Genomic DNA, 25,683 nt, shown 5'->3' with positions numbered 1-25,683 from the left:
GCGCGACCGCGTCACGGCGGGGTGGCGTTGGCGGGGGCTGGCGTCATAGTCTGCAGGGACATGTCCAAGGAACACGGAGTCCCCCCATGCCGATTTCACGTGCCGATATTCCCGCCGAGGATGCCAAGGGGCTGATCGAGCGGCTGTGCCAGGAGTGGGTCGACACCCAGCCGATCGACCGGCAGGAGACCCAGGTGCGGGTGAGGTTCGACGAGGGAAGCTGCCTGCTCGAGGCGCGGCCGGAACACCTGAGCGTGGCCGTCGAGACCCTGGATGACGAAAGCCTGGATCGCCTGGAGGGCAAGGTGAATGCCGCCCTCGAGGGGCTCGCTGGCGTCACCCTGGACATCGTCTGGGAAAATTGACCGGCACGCTCTCGGCCCGTGCCGCCCACCTCGGCATGCTGCTGTGGGCGGCGCTGGTGGGGCTCTCGTTCCCCGCGGTGGGGGTGATGAGCGAGCTGCCGCCGCTGTCGCTGACCGCGCTGCGCTTTCTCATCGCCTGCATGGGGCTGTGGTGGCTGGCCCGGTGTTCGCCGGATTTCCTGCCCGACGGGCGGGCCCTGCCGCTCTACGCCCTGATGGGGCTCTGCCTGGCCGGCTTCTTCGGCGCCATGTTCTGGGCGGCGCATCATGCCACGGCGCTCTCCATGGCCACCCTGTTCGTGACGGTGCCGCTGCTGGCCTTCCTGCTCGGCGCGGGCTTCGGGGTCGAGCGGCTGAGCTGGCGGCTGCCGGCGATCCTGGCGCTCGGCGCGGCGGGCGCCCTGGGACTGGCCATCGCCGAGTCCATGGGGCAGGGCGGTCGCCTGCGGTTCGGCATCGGCGAGGCCGTATTCTTCCTGGGGTGCCTCTCCACGGCGCTCTATCCGGTGCTCAGTAAATGGGGGCTGGCGACGGGGCGCCTGCCGGCCTCGGCGGCGGTGCGCACCTTCTGGAGCCTGGGGCTCGGCGCCCTGCTGGTCGGGCTGGCGGGGCTTGTTGTCGAGCCGGTGGCGCGCCTGGCCACCATGACCGGCCGCGACCTGCTGCTGCTGATCTATCTGGGCCTCTTCTCCAGCGCCCTGACCTTCTGGCTCCTGCAGCGCGCCACCGCGGTGCTGACGCCGGGGGCGGTCACCGCCTACAGCTACCTGGTGCCCTTCGTCTCGATGCTGCTGCTGTTCGTCCGCGACCCGGGGCGCATCGACTGGGCCTGGCTGCCGGGCAGCCTGCTGGTGATCGTGGCGATCGCGCTGCTGATGCGCCGCGGCCGCGCGGCCGGCTAGCCGGTGTCGCCATCGCCCGCAGGCTCGCCGGTAAAGGCGAGGCGGATCTCGTCGTGAAGGCGGCGGGTGTCGGTGATATGGCGCCGCGAGAAGTGGAAGGGCACCAGGCGCGCCACCCCGGCTGCCGCGGCGATCTCGCCGCAGGCCCGGGCGGTCAGGTGGCCGGTGCGTTGGGCCTGCTCTGCCTCTGCCTCGAGGAAGGGGGCCTCGCAGAAGAGCACCCGGGCGCTCCGCGCCAGGGTGACCAGGCGCCGGCGGTTCTCCGCGGTGTCGCCCAGGTCGGTGGCATAGACCAGCCGCTCCCCCGGCTGGGTCATCAACAGCAGCGCCGCCAGTCGGGCTGCGGTCCGGGTGGTGCCGTCCGGCAGCCGGATCCGGGCCTCTCCCTCGCCCGCCAGGACGTGATGCTTGAGCGTGCCGAGCCAGGGGCCCGGCGGCCAGCCATGGGCCTCCAGTCGCTCCTTGCGCACCGCGACCTGCCGGTCGGGCTCCAGGGCAAAGGCCAGCACCGGCGTGCCGTGGTCGAGCGTCGTGGCCCGCACGCGAAAGCCGAGCTCCTCGTGCAGCAGGCCGCCGGGGGCCGGGCATTCGGGCAGGGGCGTGGGGCGCGCCTCGCCGGCGACGATCTCCCAGCGTAAGAGGCGCTCGCCATGCAGTTCGCCGACCTCGAAGCGGGGCGCCTTCTCGCCGACCCGATCCCAGAGAATGCCGCCCACCAGCCCCTGTAGGTGCTCCGCTAGCCCCGGTGGGCCATAGAGCCGGCAGGGTGGGTACTGGCCGATGCGCGAGCGCAGAAGCCACATGAAGCCGCCGATGTGGTCGAAGTGGGCATGGCTGATGAAGACGTCGCTGACCTGGTGGGCGAGGCGCGCCGGCAGGCGGCCGGGGTCGCCCAGGTCGAACAGCAGGCTGCGCGACTGGTGGCGCAGCCGAAGGTGCAGCAGCGGGTCGCCGAAGACGCCGTTGACCAGGGTCGCGGTGACGGTGCCGAGGTCGGCCCGGGGGCACGGGCCGTCGCGGCTTTCCAGGGGCACGGGGATGTCGTTCGGCGCAGGCGTTCCGGGGGTGGAGGCGTGAGGGCGGGCGGTGCCCAGCTGGCCGTCCCGCCCGCGACCGGCATCGCGAACCACCAGGGCATGGGGCCTGCCGACAAGCCTGGGCGTGCGAATCCGCAGCCGGTCACCGTCCAGCGCCAGGATCTCGCCCAGCCCCAGGGTGTCGCCCCGCGTGTCGAGCAGCCCGACCTGGCGCCCTGTCCAGGCCTCGGGGGCGCTGCGCGGCGGGGCGTTGCCGGTCAGGGCCAGTCTGGGCAGCGCGAGCACAGTCTCGCGGGCCGACGCCAGCCAGGCGTCCCAGTCATCGCTGCGACGCTGGCGGCGTCGGCGCTTTCCGGGATGGCGGGCATGCGGCTCCGGTGCCAGGGTGACGGCCTCCAGGCCCAGGGCGCGACACTCCTCCTGGAGCGGGAAGGGGGTGTCTTCCGCTGCCAGCAACAGCAGGGCGCCGACGCCTGCGGCCTCCGCCAGTGCCGGCAGCAGCTCGGCCCCGGCGGTGCCGCGCACCACCCCCGGGGCATCCAGCAGCAGCGCCCCGGCGGCTGCCTGCTCGGCCAGGCGTCGCACCGCCTGCACCAGCGGCAGCCGGAAGCGGGCGGCATCTAGGGTGGCCAGGGCGGCGATGGCCTCGAGCCGCCAGTCTCCGGCCTGCCAGCGGCCCAGGCAGGCTGCGCCGGGCGGCCCGATGGCGGGCAGTCCCGGATCGGCGCTCAGGCAGTGACACGCCTGGTGCCGGTGGGCCAGCGCCGCCGCGGCGGCACGCACCAGGGTGCTCTTGCCGCTGCCCGGCGCGCCGGCCACCAGCACGCGCTCATGGCGCTGCAGCAGGGCCAGCAGGGGGTGGTCCGCGGGAAGGGGCTCGCTCGGTGCAGGCATGGTGACGGCCCTCGGCATCGATATGCCCAGTGTGGGGGGAGTGCCGCGGGGCGGCCACCCGGTGCGGGCCCCCTCTGGTATACTGCTGTCCTTATCGCAGCCATCGCATTCGCAGGAGTCCGCATGACCCGTATCGCCATCGTCGGTGTCGCCGGCCGCATGGGCCGCACCTTGGTCAACGCCGTGCAGCAGGACGCCGAAGCCACCCTGGCCGGCGGGATCGTCGAGCCGGGCAGTTCGCTCGTCGGCACCGATATCGGCGAGCTCGCCGGCATCGGCAAGCTGGGCGTGACGGCGGCGGACAGCCTCGGCACCATCGTCGACGACTTCGACGTGCTGATCGACTTCACCGCGCCACGCGTCACGCTGGCCAACCTGGCCTTCTGTGCCGAGCACGGCAAGCGCATCGTCATCGGCACCACCGGCCTCGATGACGACGAGCTCGCCGAGCTCGATGGCTTCGGCGAGCGGGTGCCGATGGTCTTCGCGCCGAACATGAGCGTCGGGGTCAACCTGACGCTCAAGCTGCTGGAGACCGCGGCCAGGGCGCTGGGCGACGAGGGCTACGACATCGAGGTGATCGAGTCCCACCATCGCCACAAGGTCGACGCCCCCTCCGGCACCGCGCTCAAGATGGGCGAGGTGATGGCCGACGCCCTGGAGCGCCCGCTCAAGGAGTACGGCGTGTTCGAGCGGGTCGGCCAGTGCGGGCCGCGTACCGACAAGGAGATCGGCTTCGCCACCGTGCGCGCCGGCGACATCGTCGGCGAGCACACCGTGATGTTCGCCACCGAGGGCGAGCGCATCGAGATCACCCACAAGGCCAGTAGCCGCATGACCTTCGCCAAGGGCGCGGTGCGCGCGGCGCGCTGGGTCGCCGAGCAGGGCAACGGCCGCTATGCCATGCAGGACGTGCTGGGCCTTTAATCCCAAGGCGAGCAGAATTGCATGCGGTGAGGGACGTCGGGGACAGGCCGAAGGGGAGGTCCTATGCCATGGATGGCATCGGTAGCGCCCAGGGATGGGTTCACAGCGCCTCCCCGTAAGCCTGTCGCCGAACGAGTCCCGAGCATCACTGGCCTCTCGGTTATCCGGGGGTAGTCGCCGAGCCCCATTTCCTGTAATATCCCCAAAATTTTGGCCGGGCGCACGGGCGAAAGCCCCCTCATAGCGCTTGTTGCTTCGGCCCAGGCATTCCGAGCGAATGACAACAAGCGGGATGAAACCGGTCTAGCCATCGGGTTCGTCCCGCTTTTTTGCGGCCCGGCGAACGGCATTCCTTGACGAGCGGTTAACACTTGGGAGGACCTAGCATTGAACAAACCCGCGATACTGGCCCTGGAAGACGGCAGTGTATTCCACGGCACGGCCATCGGTGCCGATGGACAAACCAGCGGTGAGGTGGTGTTCAATACGGCCATGACCGGCTACCAGGAAATCCTGACCGACCCCTCCTATACCCGACAGATCGTCACCCTCACTTACCCCCATATCGGCAACACCGGCGTCAACGCCGAGGACGTCGAGTCCGGCAGCATCGCCGCGGCGGGCCTGGTGATCCGTGACCTGCCGCTGCTGGCCAGCAGCTTCCGCTCCGAACAGTCGCTCTCCGACTACCTCAAGGGCGAGAACGTGCTGGGCATCGCCGACATCGATACCCGCCGCCTGACCCGCATCCTGCGCGACAAGGGCGCCCAGAACGGCGCCATCCTGGCAGGCAGCGAGGCCGAGGGCGACGATGCCGTCGAGCGCGCCCTGGCCGCGGCTCGGGCCTTCCCCGGTCTCAAGGGAATGGACCTGGCCAAGGTGGTCTCCTGCCAGTCGCCCCACGACTGGAACGAGGGCGAGTGGGCCCTGGGCCAGGGCTACGCCGATGCGGGGGCCGCGCAGCGCCCCTACCACGTGGTCGCCTACGACTTCGGCGCCAAGCGCAACATCCTGCGCATGCTGGCCTCCCGCGGCTGCCGGCTGACCGTGGTGCCGGCCCAGACCCCGGCCGATGAGGTGCTGGCCATGGCCCCGGACGGCATCTTCCTCTCCAACGGCCCCGGCGACCCCGAGCCCTGCGACTACGCCATCAAGGCCATCGAGGCGTTCCTCGAGACCGAGATCCCGCTGTTCGGCATCTGCCTGGGCCACCAGCTGCTGGCGCTGGCCAGCGGCGCCGCCACGGTGAAGATGGGGCATGGCCACCACGGCGCCAACCACCCGGTGCAGGACCTCGACGGCGGCCAGGTGATGATCACCAGCCAGAACCACGGCTTCGCCGCCGACGAGGCGAGCCTGCCGGCCACCCTGCGGGCCACCCATCGTTCGCTGTTCGATGGCACCCTGCAGGGCATCGAGCGCACCGACCGCCCGGCCTTCAGCTTCCAGGGCCACCCCGAGGCGAGCCCCGGCCCGCGCGACGTGTCGCCGCTGTTCGACCGTTTCGTCACCATGATGAAGGCACGCCGCTAGGCGCGAATCGTCCTACATCAGACCGTCATTCATCGATTAGCCGCGGAAACCGTCATGCCCAAGCGTACCGACATCAAGAGCATCCTGATCATTGGTGCTGGCCCCATCGTCATCGGCCAGGCCTGCGAATTCGACTACTCCGGCGCCCAGGCCTGCAAGGCGCTGCGCGAGGAGGGCTACCGGGTCATCCTGGTCAACTCCAACCCGGCCACCATCATGACCGACCCGGCGATGGCCGATGCTACCTACATCGAGCCGATCACCTGGCAGACGGTGGAGAAGATCATCGAGGCCGAGCGCCCGGACGCGATCCTGCCCACCATGGGCGGGCAGACCGCGCTGAACTGCGCCCTGGAGCTCGACCAGCATGGCGTACTGACCCAGTACGGCGTGGAGATGATCGGCGCCAACGCCGATGCCATCAACAAGGCCGAGGATCGCGACCTCTTCGACAAGGCGATGAAGAACATCGGCCTGGAGTGCCCCAAGGCCAAGGTGGCCCACAGCATGCAGGAGGCCTGGGAGATCCAGGCCGAGCTGGGCTTCCCGACCATCATTCGTCCCTCCTACACCATGGGCGGCTCCGGCGGCGGCGTGGCCTACAACAAGGAGGAGTTCGACGAGATCTGTCAGCGCGGCTTCGAGCTCTCGAATAACCACGAGCTGTTGATCGACGAGTCGCTGCTCGGCTGGAAGGAGTACGAGATGGAAGTCGTGCGCGACAAGCACGACAACTGCATCATCGTCTGCGCCATCGAGAACTTCGATCCGATGGGCGTGCACACCGGCGACTCCATCACCGTGGCCCCGGCCCAGACGCTGACCGACAAGGAATACCAGATCATGCGCGACGCCTCCCTGGCGGTGCTGCGCGAGATCGGCGTCGAGACCGGCGGCTCCAACGTCCAGTTCGGCATGGATCCGGCCACCGGGCGCATGGTGGTGATCGAGATGAACCCGCGGGTGTCGCGCTCCTCGGCGCTGGCCTCCAAGGCGACCGGCTTCCCGATCGCCAAGATCGCCGCCAAGCTGGCCGTGGGCTACACCCTGGACGAACTGCAGAACGACATCACCGGTGGACGCACCCCGGCCTCCTTCGAGCCGTCCATCGACTATGTCGTCACCAAGATCCCGCGCTTCACCTTCGAGAAGTTCCCCCAGGCCAACGATCGCCTGACCACCCAGATGAAGTCGGTGGGCGAGGTGATGGCCATCGGCCGGACCTTCCAGGAGTCGCTGCACAAGGCGTTGCGCGGCATGGAGACCGGCAACGACGGCCTCGACCCCAAGGTCACACACTTCACCGCCGAGGCCATGGCGCACATCAAGGGCGAGCTGCAGGCCGCCGGTGCCGAGCGCATCTTCTTCGTCGCCGACGCCATGCGTGCCGGGATGAGCGTCGAGGAGGTCTTTGCGCTGACCAACATCGATCGCTGGTTCCTGGTGCAGATCGAGGAGCTGATCCGGATCGAGGCCGAGGTAGCCACGCGCTCGCTCTCCGAGTTCACCCCCCGCGAGCTGTTTGCCCTCAAGCGCAAGGGCTTCAGCGACGCCCGCCTGGCGCGCCTGCTGGGCGTCGCCGAGAAGGAGTTCCGGCGCACGCGACAGCGGGCCGGCATCCGCCCGGTCTACAAGCGGGTCGACACCTGTGCCGCGGAGTTCGCCTCCGACACCGCCTACATGTACTCCACCTACGAGGAGGAGTGCGAGGCCGAGGTGAGCGACAAGCAGAAGATCATGGTGCTGGGCGGCGGGCCCAACCGCATCGGCCAGGGCATCGAGTTCGACTACTGCTGCGTCCACGCCGCCTTCGCCATGCACGACGACGGCTATGAGACCATCATGGTCAACTGCAACCCGGAGACCGTCTCCACCGACTACGACACCTCGGACCGCCTCTACTTCGAGCCGGTGACCCTGGAGGACGTGCTGGAGATCGCCGACAAGGAGCAGCCCGTCGGGGTGATCGTGCAGTTCGGCGGCCAGACCCCGCTCAAGCTGGCCCGCGAGCTCGAGGCCGCCGGCGTGCCGATCATCGGCACCACCCCGGACGCCATCGACCGCGCCGAGGACCGTGAACGCTTCCAGCAGATGATCGGCAAGCTGGGCCTCAAGCAGCCGCCCAACGCCACCGCGCGCAGCTTCGACGAGGCCTTCGCCAAGGCCGAGGCGATCGGCTATCCGCTGGTGGTGCGTCCCAGCTACGTGCTCGGCGGCCGGGCCATGGAGATCGTCTACGACGCCTCGGAGCTGGAGAACTACATGACCCACGCGGTCAAGGTCTCCAACGACTCACCGGTGCTGCTCGACCACTTCCTCAATGCCGCCATCGAGATCGACATCGACGCGGTCAGCGACGGCAGCCAGGTGGTGATCGGTGGCATCATGCAGCACATCGAGCAGGCCGGCGTTCACTCCGGCGACTCCGCCTGTGCGCTGCCGCCCTATTCGCTGCCTGCCGAGGTGCAGGACGCGATGCGTGAGCAGGTCAAGCAGATGGCCGTGGAGCTCGGCGTCAAGGGGCTGATGAACGTCCAGCTGGCCTGGCAGGACGGCGAGATCTACGTCATCGAGGTCAACCCGCGCGCCTCGCGCACCGTGCCCTTCGTCTCCAAGTGCATCGGCACCTCCCTGGCCCAGATCGCCGCGCGCTGCATGGCCGGCCAGACCCTGGCCGAGCAGGGCTTCGAGCGCGAGATCGTGCCGCACTTCTACAGCGTCAAGGAGGCGGTCTTCCCGTTCAACAAGTTCCCGGGCGTCGACCCGATCCTGTCGCCGGAGATGAAGTCCACCGGCGAGGTGATGGGCAGTGGCGACACCTTCGCCGAGGCCTTCTACAAGGCGCAGCTGGGCGCCGGCGAGGCGATCCCGCGGCTCGAGGGCGAGCGCAAGGCGTTCCTCTCGGTGCGTGACCCGGACAAGGCGGGAGTTATCGAGGTGGCTCGTTCTCTGGTAACCTTGGGGTTCACTCTGTGCGCGACCCGTGGCACGGCGGAGGCCCTCGAGGCCGCCGACCTGCCGGTGGAGATCGTCAACAAGGTCTATGAGGGCCGTCCGCATATCGTCGATCTGCTCAAGAACGACGAGGTCGCCTATATCGTCAACACCACCGAGGGCCGCCAGGCCATCAATGACTCCTCGGTGATCCGCCGCACCGCACTCGCTCGCAAGGTACCCTATGCCACCACCCTGGCAGGAGCCAATGCGGTGTGCATGGCGCTCGAGTATGGCAATGCCATCACCGTGCGGCGGCTACAGGAACTGCATGCAGGAGCTACGCAATGAACAAGGTCCCGATGACCGTCGCCGGTGAGCAGCGGCTTCGCAAGGAGCTCGAGCAGCTGAAGGGCGAGGCGCGTCCGCGGGTGATCGCCGCCATCGCCGAGGCTCGCGAGCACGGCGACCTGAAGGAGAACGCCGAGTATCATGCGGCTCGTGAGCAGCAGGGCTTCATCGAGGGGCGTATCCAGGAGATCGAAGGCAAGCTCTCGAGCGCCCAGGTGATCGACGTCACCAAGCTGCCCCAGACCGGCAAGGTGATCTTCGGCGTCACCGTGGGGCTGATCAACCTCGATAACGACGAGGAGGTGACCTACCGCATCGTCGGCGAGGACGAGGCCGACATCAAGGCGCGTCGCATCTCGGTCACCTCGCCGATCGCCCGTGCCCTGATCGGCAAGGAGGAGGGCGACGTGGTGGTGGTCAAGACCCCCGGCGGCGAGGTCGAGTACGAGATCTCAAGCGTCGAGCATCTGTAACCCTTCGGGCAGCTGTAAGCCATAAGCTTTAAGCTGTAAGAAAACACCCCCGAGGCAGAACCCCGGGGGTGTTTCGGTTTGACTTACAGCTTACGGCTTAACGCTTACGGCTCGCGCGAAGCGCGTCAGCGCCGCCCGTGGTGTTCCTCGAAGCGCGTGATATTGGAGAGCTTCGGGTTGACCCGCGGGTTGTGGCGATAGAGCAGGGCCATCTTGCCGATCGTCTGCACCGGTTCGGCGCCGCTCGCCGTGACCAGCTCGTCGAGCATGGCCGCGCGGTCGTCGCGGTCGGGCAGGGCGAGCTTGACCTTGACCAGCTCATGGTCGCGCAGGGCTCGGTCGAGTTCGGCGAGCACCCCTTCGGAGGCGCCGTTCTCGGAGACCGTGACCACGGGGTCGAGATGGTGGCCGATGCTGCGAAATGCTTTCTTTTGTGCCTGTGACAAGCTCATGGTATCTTGCTTCTTCCCGGTTGGCGCGCAGCGCACATGGTACGGTGAATCGCCCCGCGGCGAAAGCTCGTTACCGGTAAGCCTGCTTCTCCATCGGCCGGGTCCGCAGGTCAGCACCCCGTCGCACCTCCCTCGGGTCTTCCCGGATTTCGCTCGACTACCTGTCATTCATGGCCATTCACAGGTGATGCCGTGGCACGTCCCCATGCTTCCCGCGCCAAGGGCGCTACCGGCAAGAAGCCGGCCAGCAAGGCCTCCGTCAGCAAGACCAGCAAGGGCTGGATGAAGGAGCACTTCGACGACCGCTTCGTGCAGCAGAGCTGGCAGGACGGCTACCGCAGCCGGGCCAGCTACAAGCTGCTGGCGCTGGACGAGAAGGACCGGCTCCTGCGCCCCGGCATGACGGTGATCGACCTGGGCGCCGCCCCGGGCGGGTGGAGCCAGGTGGCCGCCGAGAAGGTCGGATCGAGCGGCGTGGTGATCGCCTCGGACATCCTCGAGATGGATGCCCTGGCCGACGTCGACATCGTGCAGGGCGATTTCACCGAGGCGCACGTGCTCGAGGCGATCCTCGAAACCCTCGGCAATCGTCCGGTAGACCTTGTGATGTCGGACATGGCCCCCAATATGAGTGGGATGGCCGCCATCGACCAGCCCCAGGCAATGTACCTGGTGGAGTTGGCGTTGGATCTGGCGCGCCAGACGCTGTCACCCGGTGGCACCTTCCTGGCCAAGGTCTTCCAGGGCGAGGGATTCGACGAGTTCCTGAAGGAGCTGCGCGGCAGCTTCAAGCGGGTGGTGACGCGCAAGCCGGAGGCCTCCCGGGCTCGTTCTCGTGAGGTCTACCTGCTGGCGGAGGGGTTCCGCGGCTGAGGCATGGCCTCGGCGGCAAAACGGGGCACTGCCACGATAGGCAGCGCCTAATGGGCCGATGGCCGGACAGGGTGCCCGGACTGTGTCACAGTGACGGTGATTCCCGCCCCGGTCGGAGGCTGGCTGAACATGTGCCGCTCATGTAGTGTCGAAGGACCAGGCATTTTCGGCCGACAGATTCTTGCAATGAGGGTAGTCCCTTGAACGACATGGCGAAGAACCTGATTCTGTGGTTGGTCATCGCGGCAGTGCTGCTGACGGTGTTCAACAACTTCAGCGTCGACAGCTCACCGCAGGCGATGAACTATTCCCAGTTCGTCGAGCAGGTGCAGAACCAGCAGGTCAAGAGCGTGACCATCGATGGCTACACCATCGCCGGTGAGCGTACCGATGGCTCCCAGTTCCGGACCATCCGCCCGGCGGCGGAGGATCCGAAGCTGATGGACGACCTGCTGGCCAACGATGTCACCGTGGTGGGTAAGGAGCCCGAGCAGCAGAGCCTGTGGATGCGTCTGCTGATCGCCAGTTTCCCGATCCTGCTGATCCTTGCCATCTTCATGTTCTTCATGCGCCAGATGCAGGGCGGCGGGGCCGGCAAGGGCGGGCCCATGAGCTTCGGCAAATCCAAGGCCAAGCTGCTCTCCCAGGACCAGATCAAGACCACCTTCTCCGACGTCGCCGGCTGCGACGAGGCCAAGGAGGAGGTCGAGGAACTGGTCGACTTCCTGCGCGATCCGACCAAGTTCCAGCGCCTGGGCGGCACCATCCCGCGCGGCGTGCTGATGGTCGGCCCGCCCGGCACCGGTAAGACGCTGCTCGCCAAGTCCATCGCCGGCGAGGCCAAGGTGCCGTTCTTCTCGATCTCCGGTTCCGACTTCGTCGAGATGTTCGTCGGCGTCGGTGCGTCGCGCGTGCGTGATATGTTCGAGCAGGCCAAGAAGCAGTCGCCCTGCATCATCTTCATCGACGAGATCGATGCGGTGGGCCGCTCGCGCGGCGCCGGCATGGGCGGCGGCAACGACGAGCGCGAGCAGACGCTGAACCAGCTGCTAGTCGAGATGGACGGCTTCGAGGCCAACGAGGGCGTCATCGTCATCGCTGCCACCAACCGTCCCGACGTGCTCGACCCGGCGCTGTTGCGCCCGGGCCGCTTCGACCGCCAGGTGGTGGTGCCGCTGCCCGACATCCGCGGCCGTGAGCACATCCTCAACGTGCACCTGCGCAAGGTGCCGCTCGCCGACGATGTCAAGCCGTCGCTCATCGCTCGCGGTACCCCGGGTTTCTCCGGTGCCGATCTGGCCAACCTGGTCAACGAGGGGGCCCTGTTCGCGGCGCGGCGCAACAAGCGTCTGGTGGGCATGGAAGAGCTCGACATGGCCAAGGACAAGATCATGATGGGCGCCGAGCGCAAGTCCATGGTCATGACCGACAAGGAGAAGCTCAACACGGCCTATCACGAGTCGGGCCATGCCATCATCGGGCTGGTCATGCCGGAACATGATCCGGTCTACAAGGTGACGATCATTCCGCGTGGCCGGGCCCTCGGCGTGACCATGTTCCTGCCGGAGGAGGATCGCTATAGTCTCTCCCGCCAGCAGATCATCAGTCAGATCTGTTCACTGTTCGGCGGCCGCATCGCCGAGGAGATGACCCTGGGGCCGAACGGTGTCACCACCGGTGCGTCCAACGACATCAAGCGTGCCACCGAGCTGGCGCACAACATGGTCGCCAAGTGGGGCCTCTCCGAAGAGATGGGCCCGATCATGTACGACGAGGATGAGTCGCACCAGTTCATGGGGGGTCCGGGTCAGGGCGGTAAGCTCAAATCCGGCGAGACCACCACCCGTCTGGACAAGGAAGTGCGCAAGATCATCGACGGCTGTTACGAGCAGGCCAGGAACATCCTCGAGGAAAACCGCGACAAGCTGGACGCCATGGCCGAGGCGCTGATGAAGTACGAGACCATCGACTCCACTCAGCTCAAGGACATCATGGCAGGCCGCGACCCGCGTCCTCCCGAGGGCTGGGACGACCCGAGTGGCGGCGCCCCCACCGGTGGCGAGCCCCGCGCCGAGACTGGCCCGGCGGCGAGCGACGACGCCGAGGACGACGACACGCCCTCGCGTCGCCCCTCCGACCCGCTGGGTGGCCCGGCCGGCAGCTGAGCCGCACCGGCAGTACACTCAGGCGCCCTGCGGGGCGCCTTTGCCGTTCGACCAACAGGAAGACGATGGATACCAGCACAGCGACCCACCTGCAGTGCGGCCGGCACCGCCTCGACCTCTCCTTTCCCCGGGTCATGGGGATCCTCAACGTCACTCCCGACTCTTTCTCCGACGGCGGGCGCCATACGGTGCCGGACGACGCCTTGCGTCATGCCGAGCAGATGCTGGCCGAGGGCGCCGCGATCATCGACGTGGGCGGCGAGTCCACGCGCCCCGGTGCCGAGCCGGTGCCGCTCCAGCAGGAGCTGAATCGGGTGGTGCCGGTGGTCGAGGCGCTGGTGCGCGAGTTCGATGCGCTGGTCTCGGTGGACACCAGCTCGCCCGAGGTGATGCAGGCGACGGCCCGGGCCGGGGCGGGCATGATCAACGACGTGCGCAACCTACGCCGCGAGGGCGCCCTGTCGGCGGCGATCGCCAGCGGCCTGCCGGTGTGCCTGATGCATATGCTCGGCGAGCCCGGCGACATGCAGGAGGAGCCGCACTACGATGCGCCGGTGGAGGAGGTCGTGGCCGACTTCCTGGCGCAGCGGGTGGCCGCCTGCGAGGCCGCCGGGCTGCGCCGCGAGCGCCTGTTGCTCGATCCCGGCTTCGGCTTCGCCAAGACGGTGGAGCACAACCTGCGCCTGCTCAAGCAGCTGGATCACGTGGCGCGACTCGGCCTGCCGCTGCTCGCCGGCATGTCGCGCAAGAGCATGATCGGCAAGGTGCTGGGTCGGCCGGTGGAGGAGCGCCTCTCCGGTGGCCTGGCGCTCTCCGCCATGGCGGTGGAGCGCGGCGCACGTATCCTGCGCGTTCACGACGTGGGGCCCCACGTGGACGCGGTGAACATGACCTGGGCCGTACTCGAGGAAGGTTGCGCGCATGACTAGACGCTATTTCGGCACCGACGGCATCCGCGGTACTGTGGGGGAGCCCCCCATCACCGCCGATTTCATGCTCAAGCTGGGCTGGGCCACTGGTCGCGTGCTGACCCGCGAGACAGGGCGGGCCCGGGTGATGATCGGCAAGGACACGCGGATCTCCGGCTACATGTTCGAGTCGGCGCTGGAGTCCGGGCTCTCCGCCGCCGGCGTCGACGTGATGCTGCTGGGGCCGATGCCGACGCCGGCCATCGCCTATCTGACCCGCACCTTTCGCGCCGACGCGGGCATCGTCATCTCGGCCTCGCACAACCCCTTCCAGGACAACGGCATCAAGTTCTTCTCCGCCGCCGGGACCAAGCTGGCCGATGAGGTCGAGGCGCGCATCGAGGCGATGCTCGAGGAGCCATTGACCACCGTCGGGCCGTCGCGGCTGGGCAAGGCGATGCGGGTCGATGATGCCCCCGGCCGCTATATCGAGTTCTGCAAGTCGACCATTCCCGACCGGGTCAGCCTGCACGGCCTGAAGATGGTGATCGACTGCGCCCACGGCGCCACCTATCACATCGCCCCCAGCGTGTTTCGCGAGATGGGCGCCGAGGTCAGCCTGATCGGCGCCTCGCCCGACGGCCTCAACATCAACCAGGCGGTGGGCTCGACCCATCCCCAGGCCCTGAGTGCCGCGGTCGTCGAGCAGGGTGCCGATCTCGGCGTGGCCTTCGACGGCGACGGCGACCGGGTGCTGCTGGTGGATGCCGACGGCCGCGAGATCGACGGCGATGACATTCTCTATCTGATCGCCCGCGATCGCCACGCCCGGGGCGACCTGGGCGGCGGCGTAGTGGGCACTCTGATGTCCAACTTTGGCCTCGCCACCGCCATGGAGGCGCTCGAAATCCCCTTCGAGCGAGCCAGGGTCGGCGACCGCTACGTCATGGAACGCCTGGCGGCCAACGGCTGGCAGCTGGGTGGCGAGTCTTCGGGGCATATCGTCTGCGGCCACGTGCAGACCACCGGCGACGGCATCGTCTCGGCGTTGCAGGTGCTGGCGATCATGGTTCGCGAGGGGCAGTCGCTGGAGCGTCTGCTCGCCGGGCTGGAGAAGGCGCCCCAGGCGCTGGTCAACGTGCGCCTGACGCCAGGCGGCGACGCCAAGGCGCTGCTCGAGCAGGCGTCGCTCAAGCAGGCGGTCAGCGCCCTGGAGGCGGAGCTCGGCGACCAGGGGCGCGTGCTGCTGCGTGCCTCGGGCACCGAGCCGCTGATTCGCGTGATGGTCGAGGGGCGGGCGCACCTGGACGTCGATGGCCTGGCGCGGCGCCTGGCCAGTGACGTCGAGGCGCTGCTCGGCTGAGGAGCCCAAGCCGCGGGCCCTGGTTGTCTTGACTGGGCCCCTCCTATACCATTTCGCACCACCTTGAAAGAGGAAGCTCCATGCGCATGCCGCTGATCGCCGGGAACTGGAAGATGAACGGCTCCCTGTCCCTTGTCGAGGAATTCGGCCGGGCCTTCGCCGGCATCTCCCTGCCCGTGAACGTCGAGGTAGCCCTGATGGTGCCCTTCCCCTTCCTGGGAGCCGCGGGCCAGGCGTTGGGCGAGACCGCCGTGACAGTGGGCGCCCAGACGCTCAGCGATCGGCCCTCCGGCGCCTTCACCGGCGAGGTCAGCGGTGCCATGCTGCGCGAGTGTGGCGCCCGCCTGGTGCTGGTCGGCCACTCCGAGCGCCGCGCCCTGTTCGGCGAGGACGACGCGGCGGTGTTGGCGCGCGTTCAGGCGGCGCTCCACGCGGGTCTCACTCCGGTGCTCTGTGTCGGCGAGACCCTCGAGGAGCGCGAGGCCGAGCGCACCGAGGCGGTGGTGCTGGGCCAGGTCGAGGCGGTATTCGATGCCCTCGATGCGGCCGAGCGCGCCCGCCTGGTGGTCGCCTATGAGCCCGTCTGGGCCATCGGCACCGGACGTACGGCGAGCCCCGAGCAGGCCCAGGCGGTGCATGCGGCCATCCGCAGCTGCCTGGCGCGCTACGACGCCGGCCTGGCCGGCGGCATGCGTCTGCTGTACGGCGGCAGCATGAAGGCGGATAATGCCGCCGAGTTGCTCGCCCAGCCCGACATCGACGGCGGCCTGGTAGGGGGTGCCTCCCTCAAGGTCGACGATTTTCTAGCCATTTGTCAGTCAGCAGGTTGAATCCATGCAAGTTGCCATTCTCATGACCCACGTGGCGATCGCCATCGCCCTGGTCGTCCTGATCCTGCTGCAGCAGGGCAAGGGCGCCGAAGCCGGTGCCGCCTTCGGTGGCGGTGCCTCACAGACCGTGTTCGGTTCGCGGGGCAGCGGTAACTTCCTGGCGAAGTTCACCGGCCTGCTGGCCGTCGCCTTCTTCACTACCTCGCTGACCCTGGCGTACTTCGCGTCTCAGGCCGGCGATGCGCCCGAGGCCGGCATTCCCGATGCCGAACTGATCGAGCAGCAGAATGCCGTACCGACCCTTGACGGCGGCAGCAGTGATATGGATAATACTGCGCCAGTGCTGGAGGAAAGCGGCGACTGAGTCGCCATCCAGCCTCCCCGATGCCGAAGTGGTGGAATTGGTAGACACGCTATCTTGAGGGGGTAGTGACCTTACGGTCGTGCGGGTTCAAGTCCCGCCTTCGGCACCAAATCGAAGCATGCGAGCAGTTCGCACCTTCGAAGCAGGATTGGCAGAATGCGGTGTTGCCGCTTGACCATCGGGTCATGTGGGCTTACAATCACCGACCTAGATTGATGCGGGGTGGAGCAGTCTGGTAGCTCGTCGGGCTCATAACCCGAAGGTCATCGGTTCAAATCCGGTCCCCGCTACCATTTTCTTGGCAGGCATGCGCAGCTTCAGGGGCGTGTCAGAGTGCCGAAGTGGTATACAGGTTTCTTGTAAAAGCCCCTTCCTGTGAAGGGGCTTTTTGTTAGCAGCTTGCCAGCCGGAAATGCCGGCGGCGCTGTTCGGGCAACGCCAATCAGCCACCTGACTCTTCTCTCGACTCCCGGCCAGGTGCCTGATGCAACGGCTGTAGGAGCTTTCTTCCGTGGCAATCAAGGACGCTGCGCTGCATGCGCTGATCGAACCGGTGGTCTCGGCCATGGGGTTCGAACTCTGGGGCATCGATCATCTGTCTCAGGGCAAACACTCCCGCCTGGTGATCTACATCGATCACGAGAATGGGATAAGCGTGGACGACTGCGCCGACGTCAGTCGTCAGGTCAGTGCGGTGTTCGATGTCGAGGACCCGGTGCCGGGCGAGTATCGACTGGAAGTCTCCTCGCCGGGCATGGATCGGCCGCTCTTCACTCTCGAGCAGTTCGCCCAGTACGCCGGCCATGTGGTCACCGTGAAGTTGCGCGCGCCCTTCGACGGCCGACGCAAGTTCAAGGGACTGCTGGCAGGCGTCGAGAACGACGAGGTGCTGCTGCAGGTCGACGGCGAGGAATATTGCTTTCCCATCGAGGGCATCGATCAGGCGCGGGTCGTCCCGCAGTTCACATGACGAGCTCGGTGTATAAGGACAGGTTCACTGGCGAGGCTAAGGCATGAGTAAAGAAATTCTGGCGGTCGTCGACACGATCTCCAACGAGAAGGGGGTCTCCCGCGAGGTGATCTTCGAGGCCGTCGAGGCGGCCCTGGCCAGTGCATCGCGCAAGCGCTTCGAAGACGAGGAAGCCAGCGTGCGCGTGCACATCGATCGCCACACGGGCGACTACGAGACCTTCCGCCGCTGGGAGGTGGTCGAGGACGACGACTTCGACGGGCCCGACGCCCAGATCAAGCTCTCCTTCGCCGAGCGCCGCGACCCGCCCCTGGGGCTGGGTGACGTGATCGAGGAGCGTATCGAGAACGCCGTCTTCGGCCGCATCGCCGCCCAGACCGCCAAGCAGGTCATCGTGCAGAAGGTCCGCGAGGCCGAGCGCGCCGAGGTGGTGCGCCAGTATGCCGAGCGCGAGGGCGAGCTGGTCGCCGGCATCGTCAAGAAGACGACGCGCGACGGCCTGATCATCGACCTGGGCGAGAACGCCGAGGCGTTCCTGCCGCGCAGCGAGATGATCCCGGGCGAGCGCTACCGCATGAACGAGCGGGTCCGTGCGCTGCTGGTCAAGGTCGATGCCGAGGCCCGCGGGGCTCAGCTGATCCTCTCGCGCACCTGCCCGGAGCTGATCATCGAACTGTTCAGCATCGAGGTGCCGGAGATCGCCGAGCAGCTCATCGAGATCAAGGGCGCGGCGCGCGACCCCGGCTCCCGGGCCAAGATCGCGGTCAAGACCAACGACCGTCGCATCGATCCGGTCGGCGCCTGTGTCGGCATGCGCGGTTCGCGCGTACAGGCCGTCTCCTCGGAGCTGCAGAACGAACGCGTGGATATCGTGCTGTGGGACGACAACCCGGCCCAGCTGGTGATCAACGCCATGGCGCCGGCCGATGTCGCCTCGATCCTCGTCGACGAGGAGTCCCATGCCATGGACGTGGCCGTCGCCGAGGATAACCTGGCGCAGGCCATCGGCCGCAGCGGCCAGAACGTGCGTCTGGCCTCCGAACTCACCGGCTGGCGTCTCAACGTCATGACCGAGGAAGAGGCCGAGGCCAAGCGCGACCAGGAAGTGGATAGCCTCGTCGAGCACTTCATCCAGCACCTAGACATCGACGAGGACGTGGCGCGCCTGCTGGTGGACGAGGGCTTCACCTCCCTGGAGGAGGTCGCCTATGTGCCGGTCGAAGAGATGCTGGAGGTCGAGGAGTTCGACGAAGATCTCATCGAAGAGCTGCGCGCTCGCGCAAAGGATGAACTGCTGAACCTCGCCATCGCCTCCGAGGAGGAACTCGACGGCGCCCAGCCGGCCGACGACCTGCTGGAGATGGACGGCATGGAGCGTCACCTGGCCTTCATTCTGGCCAGTCGGGGCATTGTCACCATGGAGGACCTGGCCGAGCAGTCCGTCGATGATCTGATCGACATCGAGGGAATCGACGAGGAGCGCGCCGCGGCACTGATCATGACTGCCCGTGCGCCATGGTTCGAGAACGAACAGTAAACGGGTCACGGGCTGAGGAGGGTCGTAATGTCAGAAATGACCGTTAAGGATTTTGCAGCGAAGGTGGGGCGCGACGTGCCTCGCCTGCTGGAGCAGATGAAGGAAGCAGGGCTTGGCCAGAAGGCCGAGAACGACGCCGTGTCCGAAGAGGACAAGCGTCAGCTGCTCGACTATCTCACCAAGAGCCACGGCGGCAGCGGCGCCGGGGCAGCGAAGAACCGCATCACCCTGACGCGCAAGACGCGCAGCCGCATCAAGACCGGCGAGCGCGGCAAGAGCATCGAGGTGCAGGTGCGCAAGAAGCGCACCTACGTCAAGCGCGCCGAGGAAGAGACCGAGAAGAGCGAGCCAGAGGTCGATGCCGGTCCGCGCCAGCTGGTCGGCGACATGGCCGATTCCCAGCAGGCTCAGGCCGCCAAGGATGCCCGCGAGGCCGAGGAAGCCAAGGCGCGTGCCGCCGAGGAGTCCGCGCGTGAGGCCGCCGCCAAGCTCGAGGCCGAGAAGGCCGAGAAGGCCGAGAAGGCCGTCAGCGAGCCGGCTATTCCGGTGCCCGAGCTGGAGACGCAGCCGTCGTCCAACGAGCCGCCGGCACCCCCCAAGGAGGGGCGTGCCGAGCCACGCCGTGCCGCGGTCAAGAAGGCCAGCGGCAAGGGTGGCAAGAAGGGCCGTGATGATCGCGAAGACGATCGTGGTGATCGCGAGGAGCGTCGCCGGGGCGGCAAGAAGGCCAAGCGCGCCGAGCGTCGTGGCGGTCGCCGCGGTGGCGGCAGCCAGGGTGGCGGCAAGCACGGCTTCCAGAAGCCGACCCAGCCGATCGTTCGCGAGGTCTCCATCCCCGAATCGATCAGCGTCGCCGACCTGGCCGACAAGATGTCGATCAAGGCGAACGAGGTCATCAAGGCCATGTTCACCATGGGCGCGGCGGTGACCATCAACCAGACCATCGATCAGGACACCGCGGCCATCGTGGTCGAGGAGATGGGCCACACGCCCAAGCTGGTCAAGGACGATGCGCTGGAGACCGAGGTCCTCGAGGGCATCTCCTATGAGGGCGAGGAGATCACCCGCTCGCCGGTGGTCACGGTCATGGGTCACGTCGACCACGGCAAGACCTCGTTGCTCGACTACATCCGCAAGGCCAAGGTGGCCACCGGTGAAGCCGGCGGCATCACCCAGCACATCGGTGCCTACCATGTGGAAGACGATCACGGCGGCGTGACCTTCCTGGATACTCCGGGCCACGCGGCGTTCACCGCCATGCGTGCTCGCGGTGCCAAGGCCACCGACGTGGTGGTGCTGGTGGTGGCCGCCGATGACGGCGTCATGCCCCAGACCATCGAGGCCATCGAGCACTCGCGTGCCGCCGAGGTGCCGATGGTGGTCGCGGTCAACAAGATCGACAAGCCGGGCATCGACCTGGACCGGATCAAGAACGAGCTCTCCCAGCACGGTGTGATCTCCGAGGAGTGGGGCGGTGACACCCAGTTCGTGCACGTCTCCGCGCACACCGGGGAAGGCATCGAGTCGCTGCTGGAGTCGATCCAGCTGGTCTCCGAAGTGCTCGAGCTCAAGGCCGTGCCCGAGGCGCCCGGCAAGGGCGTGGTGGTCGAGTCGCGCCTGGACAAGGGGCGTGGTCCGGTGGCCACCGTGCTGGTCCAGAACGGCACCCTGAAGAAGGGTGACATCGTGCTCGCCGGCCTGCACTACGGCCGCGTGCGTGCGCTGACCAACGAGCTGGGCAAGCAGGTCGACGAGGCTGGTCCTTCCACCCCGGTGGAGATCCAGGGCCTGGGCGGCACCCCCGAGGCGGGCGACGACTTCATGGTGCTGGCCGACGAGCGCAAGGCCCGCGAGGTCGCCAACTTCCGTCAGGGCAAGTACCGCGAGGTGCGCCTGGCGCGCCAGCAGAAGGCCAAGCTGGAGAACATGTTCAGCCAGATGGGCCAGGACGTCGCCGCCAAGCTCAACATCGTGCTCAAGGCCGACGTCCAGGGCTCCCTGGAGGCGATCAAGGGCGCTCTGGAAGAGCTCTCTACGGACGAGGTCGAGGTGGCCGTGGTCTCCTCCGCCGTGGGCGGCATCACCGGCACCGACGCCAACCTGGCGCTCGCCAGTGACGCCATCGTGGTCGGCTTCAACGTGCGTGCCGACGCCGCGGCCCGCGAGATCATCGAGCGTGAAGGCCTGGATCTGCGCTACTACAGCGTGATCTACCAGCTGATCGACGAGGTCAAGCAGGCCATGAGCGGCATGCTGGCGCCGGAGTGGAAGGAAGAGATCGTCGGCGTGGCCGAGGTCCGTGACGTCTTCCGCGCACCGAAGATCGGCGCCGTGGCCGGCTGCATGGTCGTCGAGGGCACCGTGCATCGCAACAAGAAGATCCGCGTGCTGCGCGACAACGTGGTGATCTACGAGGGCGATCTCGAGTCGCTGCGCCGCTTCAAGGACGACGTCCAGGAAGTGCGCAACGGCATGGAGTGCGGCATCGGCGTGAAGAACTACAACGATGTCCAGGTCGGCGACAAGATCGAGGTCTTCGATCAGGTCAAGGTCGAGCGGACGCTCTAAGGGCCCCAGGAGGCGACCATGCGGGAATTCAAGCGTACCGACCGGGTCGCCGACCAGCTCCAGAAGGAGCTGGCGGTACTCATCCAGCGCGAGGTCAAGGACCCGCGCCTGGGCATGGTCACCGTGAGTGGCGTCGAGGTCAGCCGTGACCTCGGCTATGCCGATGTCCACGTGACCCTGCTGGGTGAGCAGGCGCCCGAGCGCATCAAGGAGAACCTGGCGGTGCTCAAGCGCGCCGCCGGCTTCCTGCGCAGCCAGATCGCCCGGCGCATCAAGCTGCGTCACGTGCCGGAGCTGCGCTTTCATTACGATGAGAGCGTGGTGCGCGGTCAGCGGTTGTCGTCGCTGATCGACGAGGCCGTGGCCAGCGATCGTGGCGAGACGGACGACGCTCCGGGCGTCGCGCCGCGCGACGGTGCTTCCGACGACCACGAGCGCGACTGATGGCTCGGCGACGTCGCGGACTGCCGGTGAACGGCGTGCTGCTGCTGGACAAGCCTGCGGGGGCGTCCAGCAACCATGCCCTGCAGCGGACACGGCGCCTGTTCCAGGCCCAGAAGGCCGGCCATACCGGGACGCTCGATCCCATGGCCACCGGCCTGCTGCCGGTCTGTTTCGGCGAGGCGACCAAGTTCTCCGCTCATCTGCTGGAGGCCGATAAGGTCTACCGCACCCGGGTGGAGCTCGGCGTGGTCACCGACAGCGGCGATGCCGAGGGCGCGGTGATCGAGCGTCATGCGGTGCCGCGGCTCACCGAGGCCGACATCGAGGGCGTGCTGACACGTTTTCGCGGCGAGATCGATCAGGTCCCGCCGATGTATTCGGCCCTCAAGCACCAGGGCCGTAAGCTCTACGAACTCGCCCGCGAGGGCAAGTCGATCGAGCGTGCAGCCCGTCGCGTGACGGTGTATGATGCCCGGCTTCTCGCCTGCGAGGCCGAGGCCTTCGAGCTGGAGGTCCGCGTCAGCAAGGGCACCTACATCCGCACGCTGGCCGAGGACATCGGCCGCGCCCTGGGGTGCGGGGCCCACATCAGCGCGCTGCGGCGGCTGGCGACCGGCCCCTTTACGAGCGACGGCATGCGGGATTTCGCCTCGCTCGAGGCCCTGGCCGATCAGACCGAGCGCGAGGCCACGCTGTTGCCGATGGACGTGCTGGTCGATCACCTGCCGCGCCTCGATGTCGATGCCGAGGCCGCGGGACGCCTGACCCATGGCCAGTCGGCCCGGGTCGAGGCCTGCGAACTCGCCGAGGGCGAGATCGCCAGACTCTATCGTGGCGAGGCCTTCCTGGGCCTCGCCACGGTGACGGGGCCACAGGAGGTGGCGCCGAAACGGCTGCTAAGCACCGCAGCCGAGTGAAGGGAGAGACGCCCGAGACTGCAAATATGCGTGGTCTCACACATTCAACCCCCAAGCATATTGCTTACTGGAGAGACAGATGGCACTGACAGCCGAGCAGAAGTCCGCAATCGTCAGCGAGTACGGTCGTGGCGACAACGACACCGGTTCCCCCGAAGTGCAGGTGGCCCTGCTGAGCGCCAACATCGATGGCCTGCAGGATCACTTCAAGACCAACAAGCAGGATCACCACTCTCGTCGTGGCCTGATCCGCATGGTCAACCAGCGCCGCAAGCTGCTGGACTACCTGAAGCGCAAGGATTTCGAGCGCTATCAGTCGCTGATCCAGCGTCTGGGCCTGCGCCGCTAAGCGACGCGCCCCACGCGGTAACGAAACGGGCAGCCTTTGGGCTGCCCGTTTTGTGTCTATGGATGGTCAAGCCGCGGCTCGGGGCTGACCCGGAGGACAGGCCTGCGAGGGGGCGCTGTGAACCCCTCCCTGGGCGCTACCGACGCCTTCCCTGGCGTAGGACCCCCTCTTCGGCCTGTCCCCGGCGCCCCTCGTAGCCTGCCTCCATTGGAAATGTCGCTAACCGGTGGCCGCCGCGGGCGTCAACCCCTAAAATGGTCGCCGAGTCAAAACGACCCAAACACAGAAAAGTTGAAGGAAGTCGCCGTGAACCCGGTCAAGAAAACGTTTCAGTACGGTCGCAGCACCGTCACCCTGGAAACCGGGCGCATCGCCCGCCAGGCTACCGGTGCCGTGATGGTCACCATGGACGACACCGTGGTGCTGTGCACCGTGGTGGCCAAGAAAGAGGCCAATCCTGCTCAGCCCTTCTTCCCGCTGGGGGTGTTCTATCAGGAGAAGACTTACGCGGTCGGCAAGATTCCCGGCGGCTTCTTCAAGCGCGAGGGGCGTCCCACCGAGAAGGAGACCCTCACCTCGCGGCTGATCGATCGCCCGATCCGCCCGCTCTTCCCCAAGGGTTTCATGAACGAGGTGCAGGTGGTCTGCTCGGTGCTCTCCACCGATCGCAACCACGATCCGGACATCGCGGCGATGCTCGGCACCTCCGCCGCCTTGGCGATCTCCGGCGTGCCCTTCAACGGCCCGATCGGCGCCGCGCGGGTGGGCTTCACCGAGGACAACGGCTACTTCCTCAACCCCACCGTGGAAGAGCTGGGTGACTCCGAGCTCAACATGGTGGTCGCCGGTACCGAGAAGGCGGTGCTGATGGTCGAGTCCGAGGCCAAGGAGCTGCTCGAGGACGAGATGCTGGGCGCCGTGCTCTACGCGCACCAGGAGATGCAGGTGGCGATCACCGCCATCAACGAGCTGACCGCCGAGGCCGGCAAGGCCAAGTGGGACTGGCAAGCCCCCGCCGAGAATGTCGCCCTCAAGGGCGCCATGGCCGAGGCTTTCGAGGCGAAGGTCGGCGAGGCCTACCGCATCATCGACAAGATGGCTCGCCAGGACGCCCTGTCCGCCCTCAAGGATCAGGCCGTCGAGCAGTTCGCCGGTGAGGAAGAGGGCCAGTTCGCGGCCGACGAGGTGAAGGGCGCCTTCGCCGGCCTCGAGAAGCGCGTGGTGCGCTCGCGAGTGGTCAAGGGCGAGCCGCGCATCGACGGTCGCGATCACAAGACCGTGCGTCCGCTCTCCATCGAGGTCGGCAGCCTGCCCAAGACCCACGGTTCGGCGATCTTCACCCGCGGCGAGACCCAGGCCATCGTGGTGGCGACGCTGGGCACCCTGCGCGACTCCCAGCTGATCGAGTCGCTGGAGGGCGAGCGCAAGGACCGCTTCCTGCTGCACTACAACTTTCCTCCCTACAGCGTGGGGGAGGCCGGCTTCATGGGCGGACCCAAGCGTCGCGAGATCGGTCACGGCCGCCTGGCGCGTCGCGGCGTGCAGGCCATGCTGCCCAACGAGGCCGATTTCCCTTACACCATTCGCGTGGTCTCCGAGATCACCGAGTCCAACGGTTCGAGCTCCATGGCATCGGTGTGCGGCTCGTCGCTGGCGCTGATGGATGCCGGGGTGCCGATGAAGGCGCCGGTGGCCGGCATCGCCATGGGCCTGGTCAAGGATGACGACGGCTTCGCCGTGCTCACCGACATCCTCGGCGACGAGGATCACCTGGGCGACATGGACTTCAAGGTGGCCGGTTCCTCCGAGGGCGTCACCGCCCTGCAGATGGACATCAAGATCGAGGGCATCAACGAGGAGATCATGGAGCAGGCGCTGCAGCAGGCCCACGGGGCGCGCCAGCAGATCCTCGAGCAGATGAACACCGTGATCGCCCAGAGCCGCACCGAGGTCTCCGAGAACGCGCCCTCCATGGCGACCCTCAAGATCGATCCGGAGAAGATCCGCGACGTCATCGGTAAGGGCGGCGCCACCATCCGCAAGATCTGCGAGGACACCGGCGCCTCCATCGACCTGGACGACGACGGCACCGTGCGCATCTACGCCGAGGACAAGACGGCGGCCAAGGCGGCCATCGACACCGTGCTCGCGATCACCGCCGAGCCCGAGATCGGCAAGCTCTACCGTGGCAAGGTGGTGCGCATCGCCGACTTCGGCGCCTTCGTCAACATCATGCCGGGCACCGACGGCCTGGTGCACATCTCCCAGATCGTGCCGGAGCGGGTCAATGACGTGCGCGACTTCCTCAACGAGGGCGACGAGCCCATCGTCAAGGTGCTCGATATCGACAACCGCAACCGGGTGAAGCTCACCATCAAGGAGATCACCCCGGAAGAGAAGGCCGCCTTCGAGGCTGAAGCGGCCGCCGAGCCCGAGCTGTAAGCGACCGCCTGCGGCGAGCTGAAAGCCGGAAGCTTGAAGCTGGAAGAAAAACCGCCCCCGCAGCCTGGCTGCGGGGGCGGTTCTG

21 protein-coding genes and 2 tRNA genes are annotated in these 25,683 nt (G+C 67.3%); 21 read left to right on the top strand and 2 right to left on the bottom strand.

The window, feature by feature from the left end; genetic code table 11:
* The first annotated feature begins 86 nt into the window (after positions 1–86).
* Both FEI13_RS00230 and FEI13_RS00225 read left to right on the top strand, forming a co-directional pair.
* The gene (locus tag FEI13_RS00230; protein WP_138178664.1) at positions 87–365 is read left to right on the top strand and encodes a DUF2218 domain-containing protein; all 279 of its coding nucleotides are present in this window, start codon (positions 87–89) and stop codon (positions 363–365) included.
* Complete coding sequence (locus tag FEI13_RS00225; protein WP_240036374.1) at positions 362–1,267, top strand: DMT family transporter; 906 nt, start codon at positions 362–364, stop codon at positions 1,265–1,267. Before FEI13_RS00230 ends, FEI13_RS00225 begins: the two co-directional genes overlap by 4 nt.
* On the opposite strand, the gene FEI13_RS00220 is transcribed toward FEI13_RS00225, so the two are convergent.
* Positions 1,264–3,198 carry an MBL fold metallo-hydrolase gene (locus FEI13_RS00220; protein WP_204758326.1) on the bottom strand — a complete coding sequence of 645 codons (1,935 nt, stop codon included), beginning with the start codon at positions 3,196–3,198 and terminating at the stop codon, positions 1,264–1,266. The two genes, FEI13_RS00225 and FEI13_RS00220, sit on opposite strands and share 4 nt — an antisense overlap.
* Positions 3,199–3,321: 123 nt before the next feature.
* Between FEI13_RS00220 and dapB the strand changes: the two genes are divergently transcribed.
* The 4 genes from dapB (at position 3,322) to greA (ending at position 9,416) form a co-directional block, all read left to right on the top strand.
* Complete coding sequence (dapB, locus tag FEI13_RS00215) at positions 3,322–4,125, top strand: 4-hydroxy-tetrahydrodipicolinate reductase (protein ID WP_138178663.1); 804 nt, start codon at positions 3,322–3,324, stop codon at positions 4,123–4,125.
* 387 nt (positions 4,126–4,512) lie between these two features.
* Positions 4,513–5,658: a glutamine-hydrolyzing carbamoyl-phosphate synthase small subunit gene (carA, locus tag FEI13_RS00210; RefSeq protein ID WP_138178662.1), complete on the top strand. Its 1,146-nt coding sequence runs from the start codon at positions 4,513–4,515 to the stop codon at positions 5,656–5,658.
* A gap of 54 nt (positions 5,659–5,712) precedes the next feature.
* On the top strand, positions 5,713–8,943 hold the full coding sequence (gene carB, locus FEI13_RS00205) for a carbamoyl-phosphate synthase large subunit (protein ID WP_138178661.1): 3,231 nt from the start codon (positions 5,713–5,715) through the stop codon (positions 8,941–8,943).
* On the top strand, positions 8,940–9,416 hold the full coding sequence (greA, locus tag FEI13_RS00200) for a transcription elongation factor GreA (RefSeq protein WP_138178660.1): 477 nt from the start codon (positions 8,940–8,942) through the stop codon (positions 9,414–9,416). The genes carB and greA overlap by 4 nt, the downstream gene beginning before the upstream one ends.
* A gap of 125 nt (positions 9,417–9,541) precedes the next feature.
* On the opposite strand, the gene yhbY is transcribed toward greA, so the two are convergent.
* Positions 9,542–9,868: a ribosome assembly RNA-binding protein YhbY gene (yhbY, locus tag FEI13_RS00195; RefSeq protein ID WP_138178659.1), complete on the bottom strand. Its 327-nt coding sequence runs from the start codon at positions 9,866–9,868 to the stop codon at positions 9,542–9,544.
* A 192-nt stretch (positions 9,869–10,060) separates the two neighbouring features.
* On the opposite strand from yhbY, the gene rlmE reads away from it, so the two are divergent.
* The 15 genes from rlmE (at position 10,061) to pnp (ending at position 25,598) form a co-directional block, all read left to right on the top strand.
* Positions 10,061–10,741, top strand: a complete 681-nt coding sequence (rlmE, locus tag FEI13_RS00190) for a 23S rRNA (uridine(2552)-2'-O)-methyltransferase RlmE (protein WP_138178658.1) — start codon at positions 10,061–10,063, stop codon at positions 10,739–10,741.
* A 200-nt stretch (positions 10,742–10,941) separates the two neighbouring features.
* The gene (gene ftsH, locus FEI13_RS00185) at positions 10,942–12,906 is read left to right on the top strand and encodes an ATP-dependent zinc metalloprotease FtsH (RefSeq protein WP_138178657.1); all 1,965 of its coding nucleotides are present in this window, start codon (positions 10,942–10,944) and stop codon (positions 12,904–12,906) included.
* A 65-nt stretch (positions 12,907–12,971) separates the two neighbouring features.
* The gene (folP, locus tag FEI13_RS00180) at positions 12,972–13,835 is read left to right on the top strand and encodes a dihydropteroate synthase (protein ID WP_138178656.1); all 864 of its coding nucleotides are present in this window, start codon (positions 12,972–12,974) and stop codon (positions 13,833–13,835) included.
* Positions 13,828–15,177 (top strand): phosphoglucosamine mutase, encoded by a 1,350-nt coding sequence (glmM, locus tag FEI13_RS00175; RefSeq protein ID WP_138178655.1) that lies wholly within the window; start codon positions 13,828–13,830, stop codon positions 15,175–15,177. The genes folP and glmM overlap by 8 nt, the downstream gene beginning before the upstream one ends.
* Positions 15,178–15,257: 80 nt before the next feature.
* Positions 15,258–16,007 (top strand): triose-phosphate isomerase, encoded by a 750-nt coding sequence (gene tpiA / locus FEI13_RS00170; RefSeq protein WP_138178654.1) that lies wholly within the window; start codon positions 15,258–15,260, stop codon positions 16,005–16,007.
* 4 nt (positions 16,008–16,011) lie between these two features.
* Positions 16,012–16,371, top strand: a complete 360-nt coding sequence (gene secG, locus FEI13_RS00165; RefSeq protein ID WP_138178653.1) for a preprotein translocase subunit SecG — start codon at positions 16,012–16,014, stop codon at positions 16,369–16,371.
* A gap of 22 nt (positions 16,372–16,393) precedes the next feature.
* A tRNA-Leu gene (locus tag FEI13_RS00160) sits at positions 16,394–16,480 on the top strand.
* A 107-nt stretch (positions 16,481–16,587) separates the two neighbouring features.
* Positions 16,588–16,664 (top strand) — tRNA-Met (locus FEI13_RS00155).
* Between the two features lie 218 nt (positions 16,665–16,882).
* Positions 16,883–17,341: a ribosome maturation factor RimP gene (gene rimP / locus FEI13_RS00150; RefSeq protein ID WP_089847546.1), complete on the top strand. Its 459-nt coding sequence runs from the start codon at positions 16,883–16,885 to the stop codon at positions 17,339–17,341.
* A 43-nt stretch (positions 17,342–17,384) separates the two neighbouring features.
* Positions 17,385–18,878 carry a transcription termination factor NusA gene (gene nusA / locus FEI13_RS00145; RefSeq protein WP_138178652.1) on the top strand — a complete coding sequence of 498 codons (1,494 nt, stop codon included), beginning with the start codon at positions 17,385–17,387 and terminating at the stop codon, positions 18,876–18,878.
* Positions 18,879–18,905: 27 nt separating this feature from the next.
* Positions 18,906–21,446 carry a translation initiation factor IF-2 gene (infB, locus tag FEI13_RS00140; RefSeq protein ID WP_138178651.1) on the top strand — a complete coding sequence of 847 codons (2,541 nt, stop codon included), beginning with the start codon at positions 18,906–18,908 and terminating at the stop codon, positions 21,444–21,446.
* 18 nt (positions 21,447–21,464) lie between these two features.
* Complete coding sequence (gene rbfA, locus FEI13_RS00135) at positions 21,465–21,890, top strand: 30S ribosome-binding factor RbfA (RefSeq protein WP_138178650.1); 426 nt, start codon at positions 21,465–21,467, stop codon at positions 21,888–21,890.
* Positions 21,890–22,807: a tRNA pseudouridine(55) synthase TruB gene (gene truB / locus FEI13_RS00130; RefSeq protein ID WP_138178649.1), complete on the top strand. Its 918-nt coding sequence runs from the start codon at positions 21,890–21,892 to the stop codon at positions 22,805–22,807. The genes rbfA and truB overlap by 1 nt, the downstream gene beginning before the upstream one ends.
* A gap of 79 nt (positions 22,808–22,886) precedes the next feature.
* Positions 22,887–23,156, top strand: coding sequence for a 30S ribosomal protein S15 (gene rpsO, locus FEI13_RS00125; protein WP_108446032.1), 270 nt, complete (start codon positions 22,887–22,889; stop codon positions 23,154–23,156).
* Positions 23,157–23,462: 306 nt separating this feature from the next.
* On the top strand, positions 23,463–25,598 hold the full coding sequence (gene pnp, locus FEI13_RS00120) for a polyribonucleotide nucleotidyltransferase (RefSeq protein ID WP_193555702.1): 2,136 nt from the start codon (positions 23,463–23,465) through the stop codon (positions 25,596–25,598).
* The last annotated feature ends 85 nt before the right edge of the window (positions 25,599–25,683 follow it).

It is taken from the genome of Halomonas urmiana, assembly GCF_005780185.1.
Lineage (GTDB): Bacteria > Pseudomonadota > Gammaproteobacteria > Pseudomonadales > Halomonadaceae > Halomonas > Halomonas urmiana.
The sequence above is the reverse complement of the archived record's forward strand: the minus strand, read 5'-3'. Positions and strand labels throughout refer to the sequence as shown.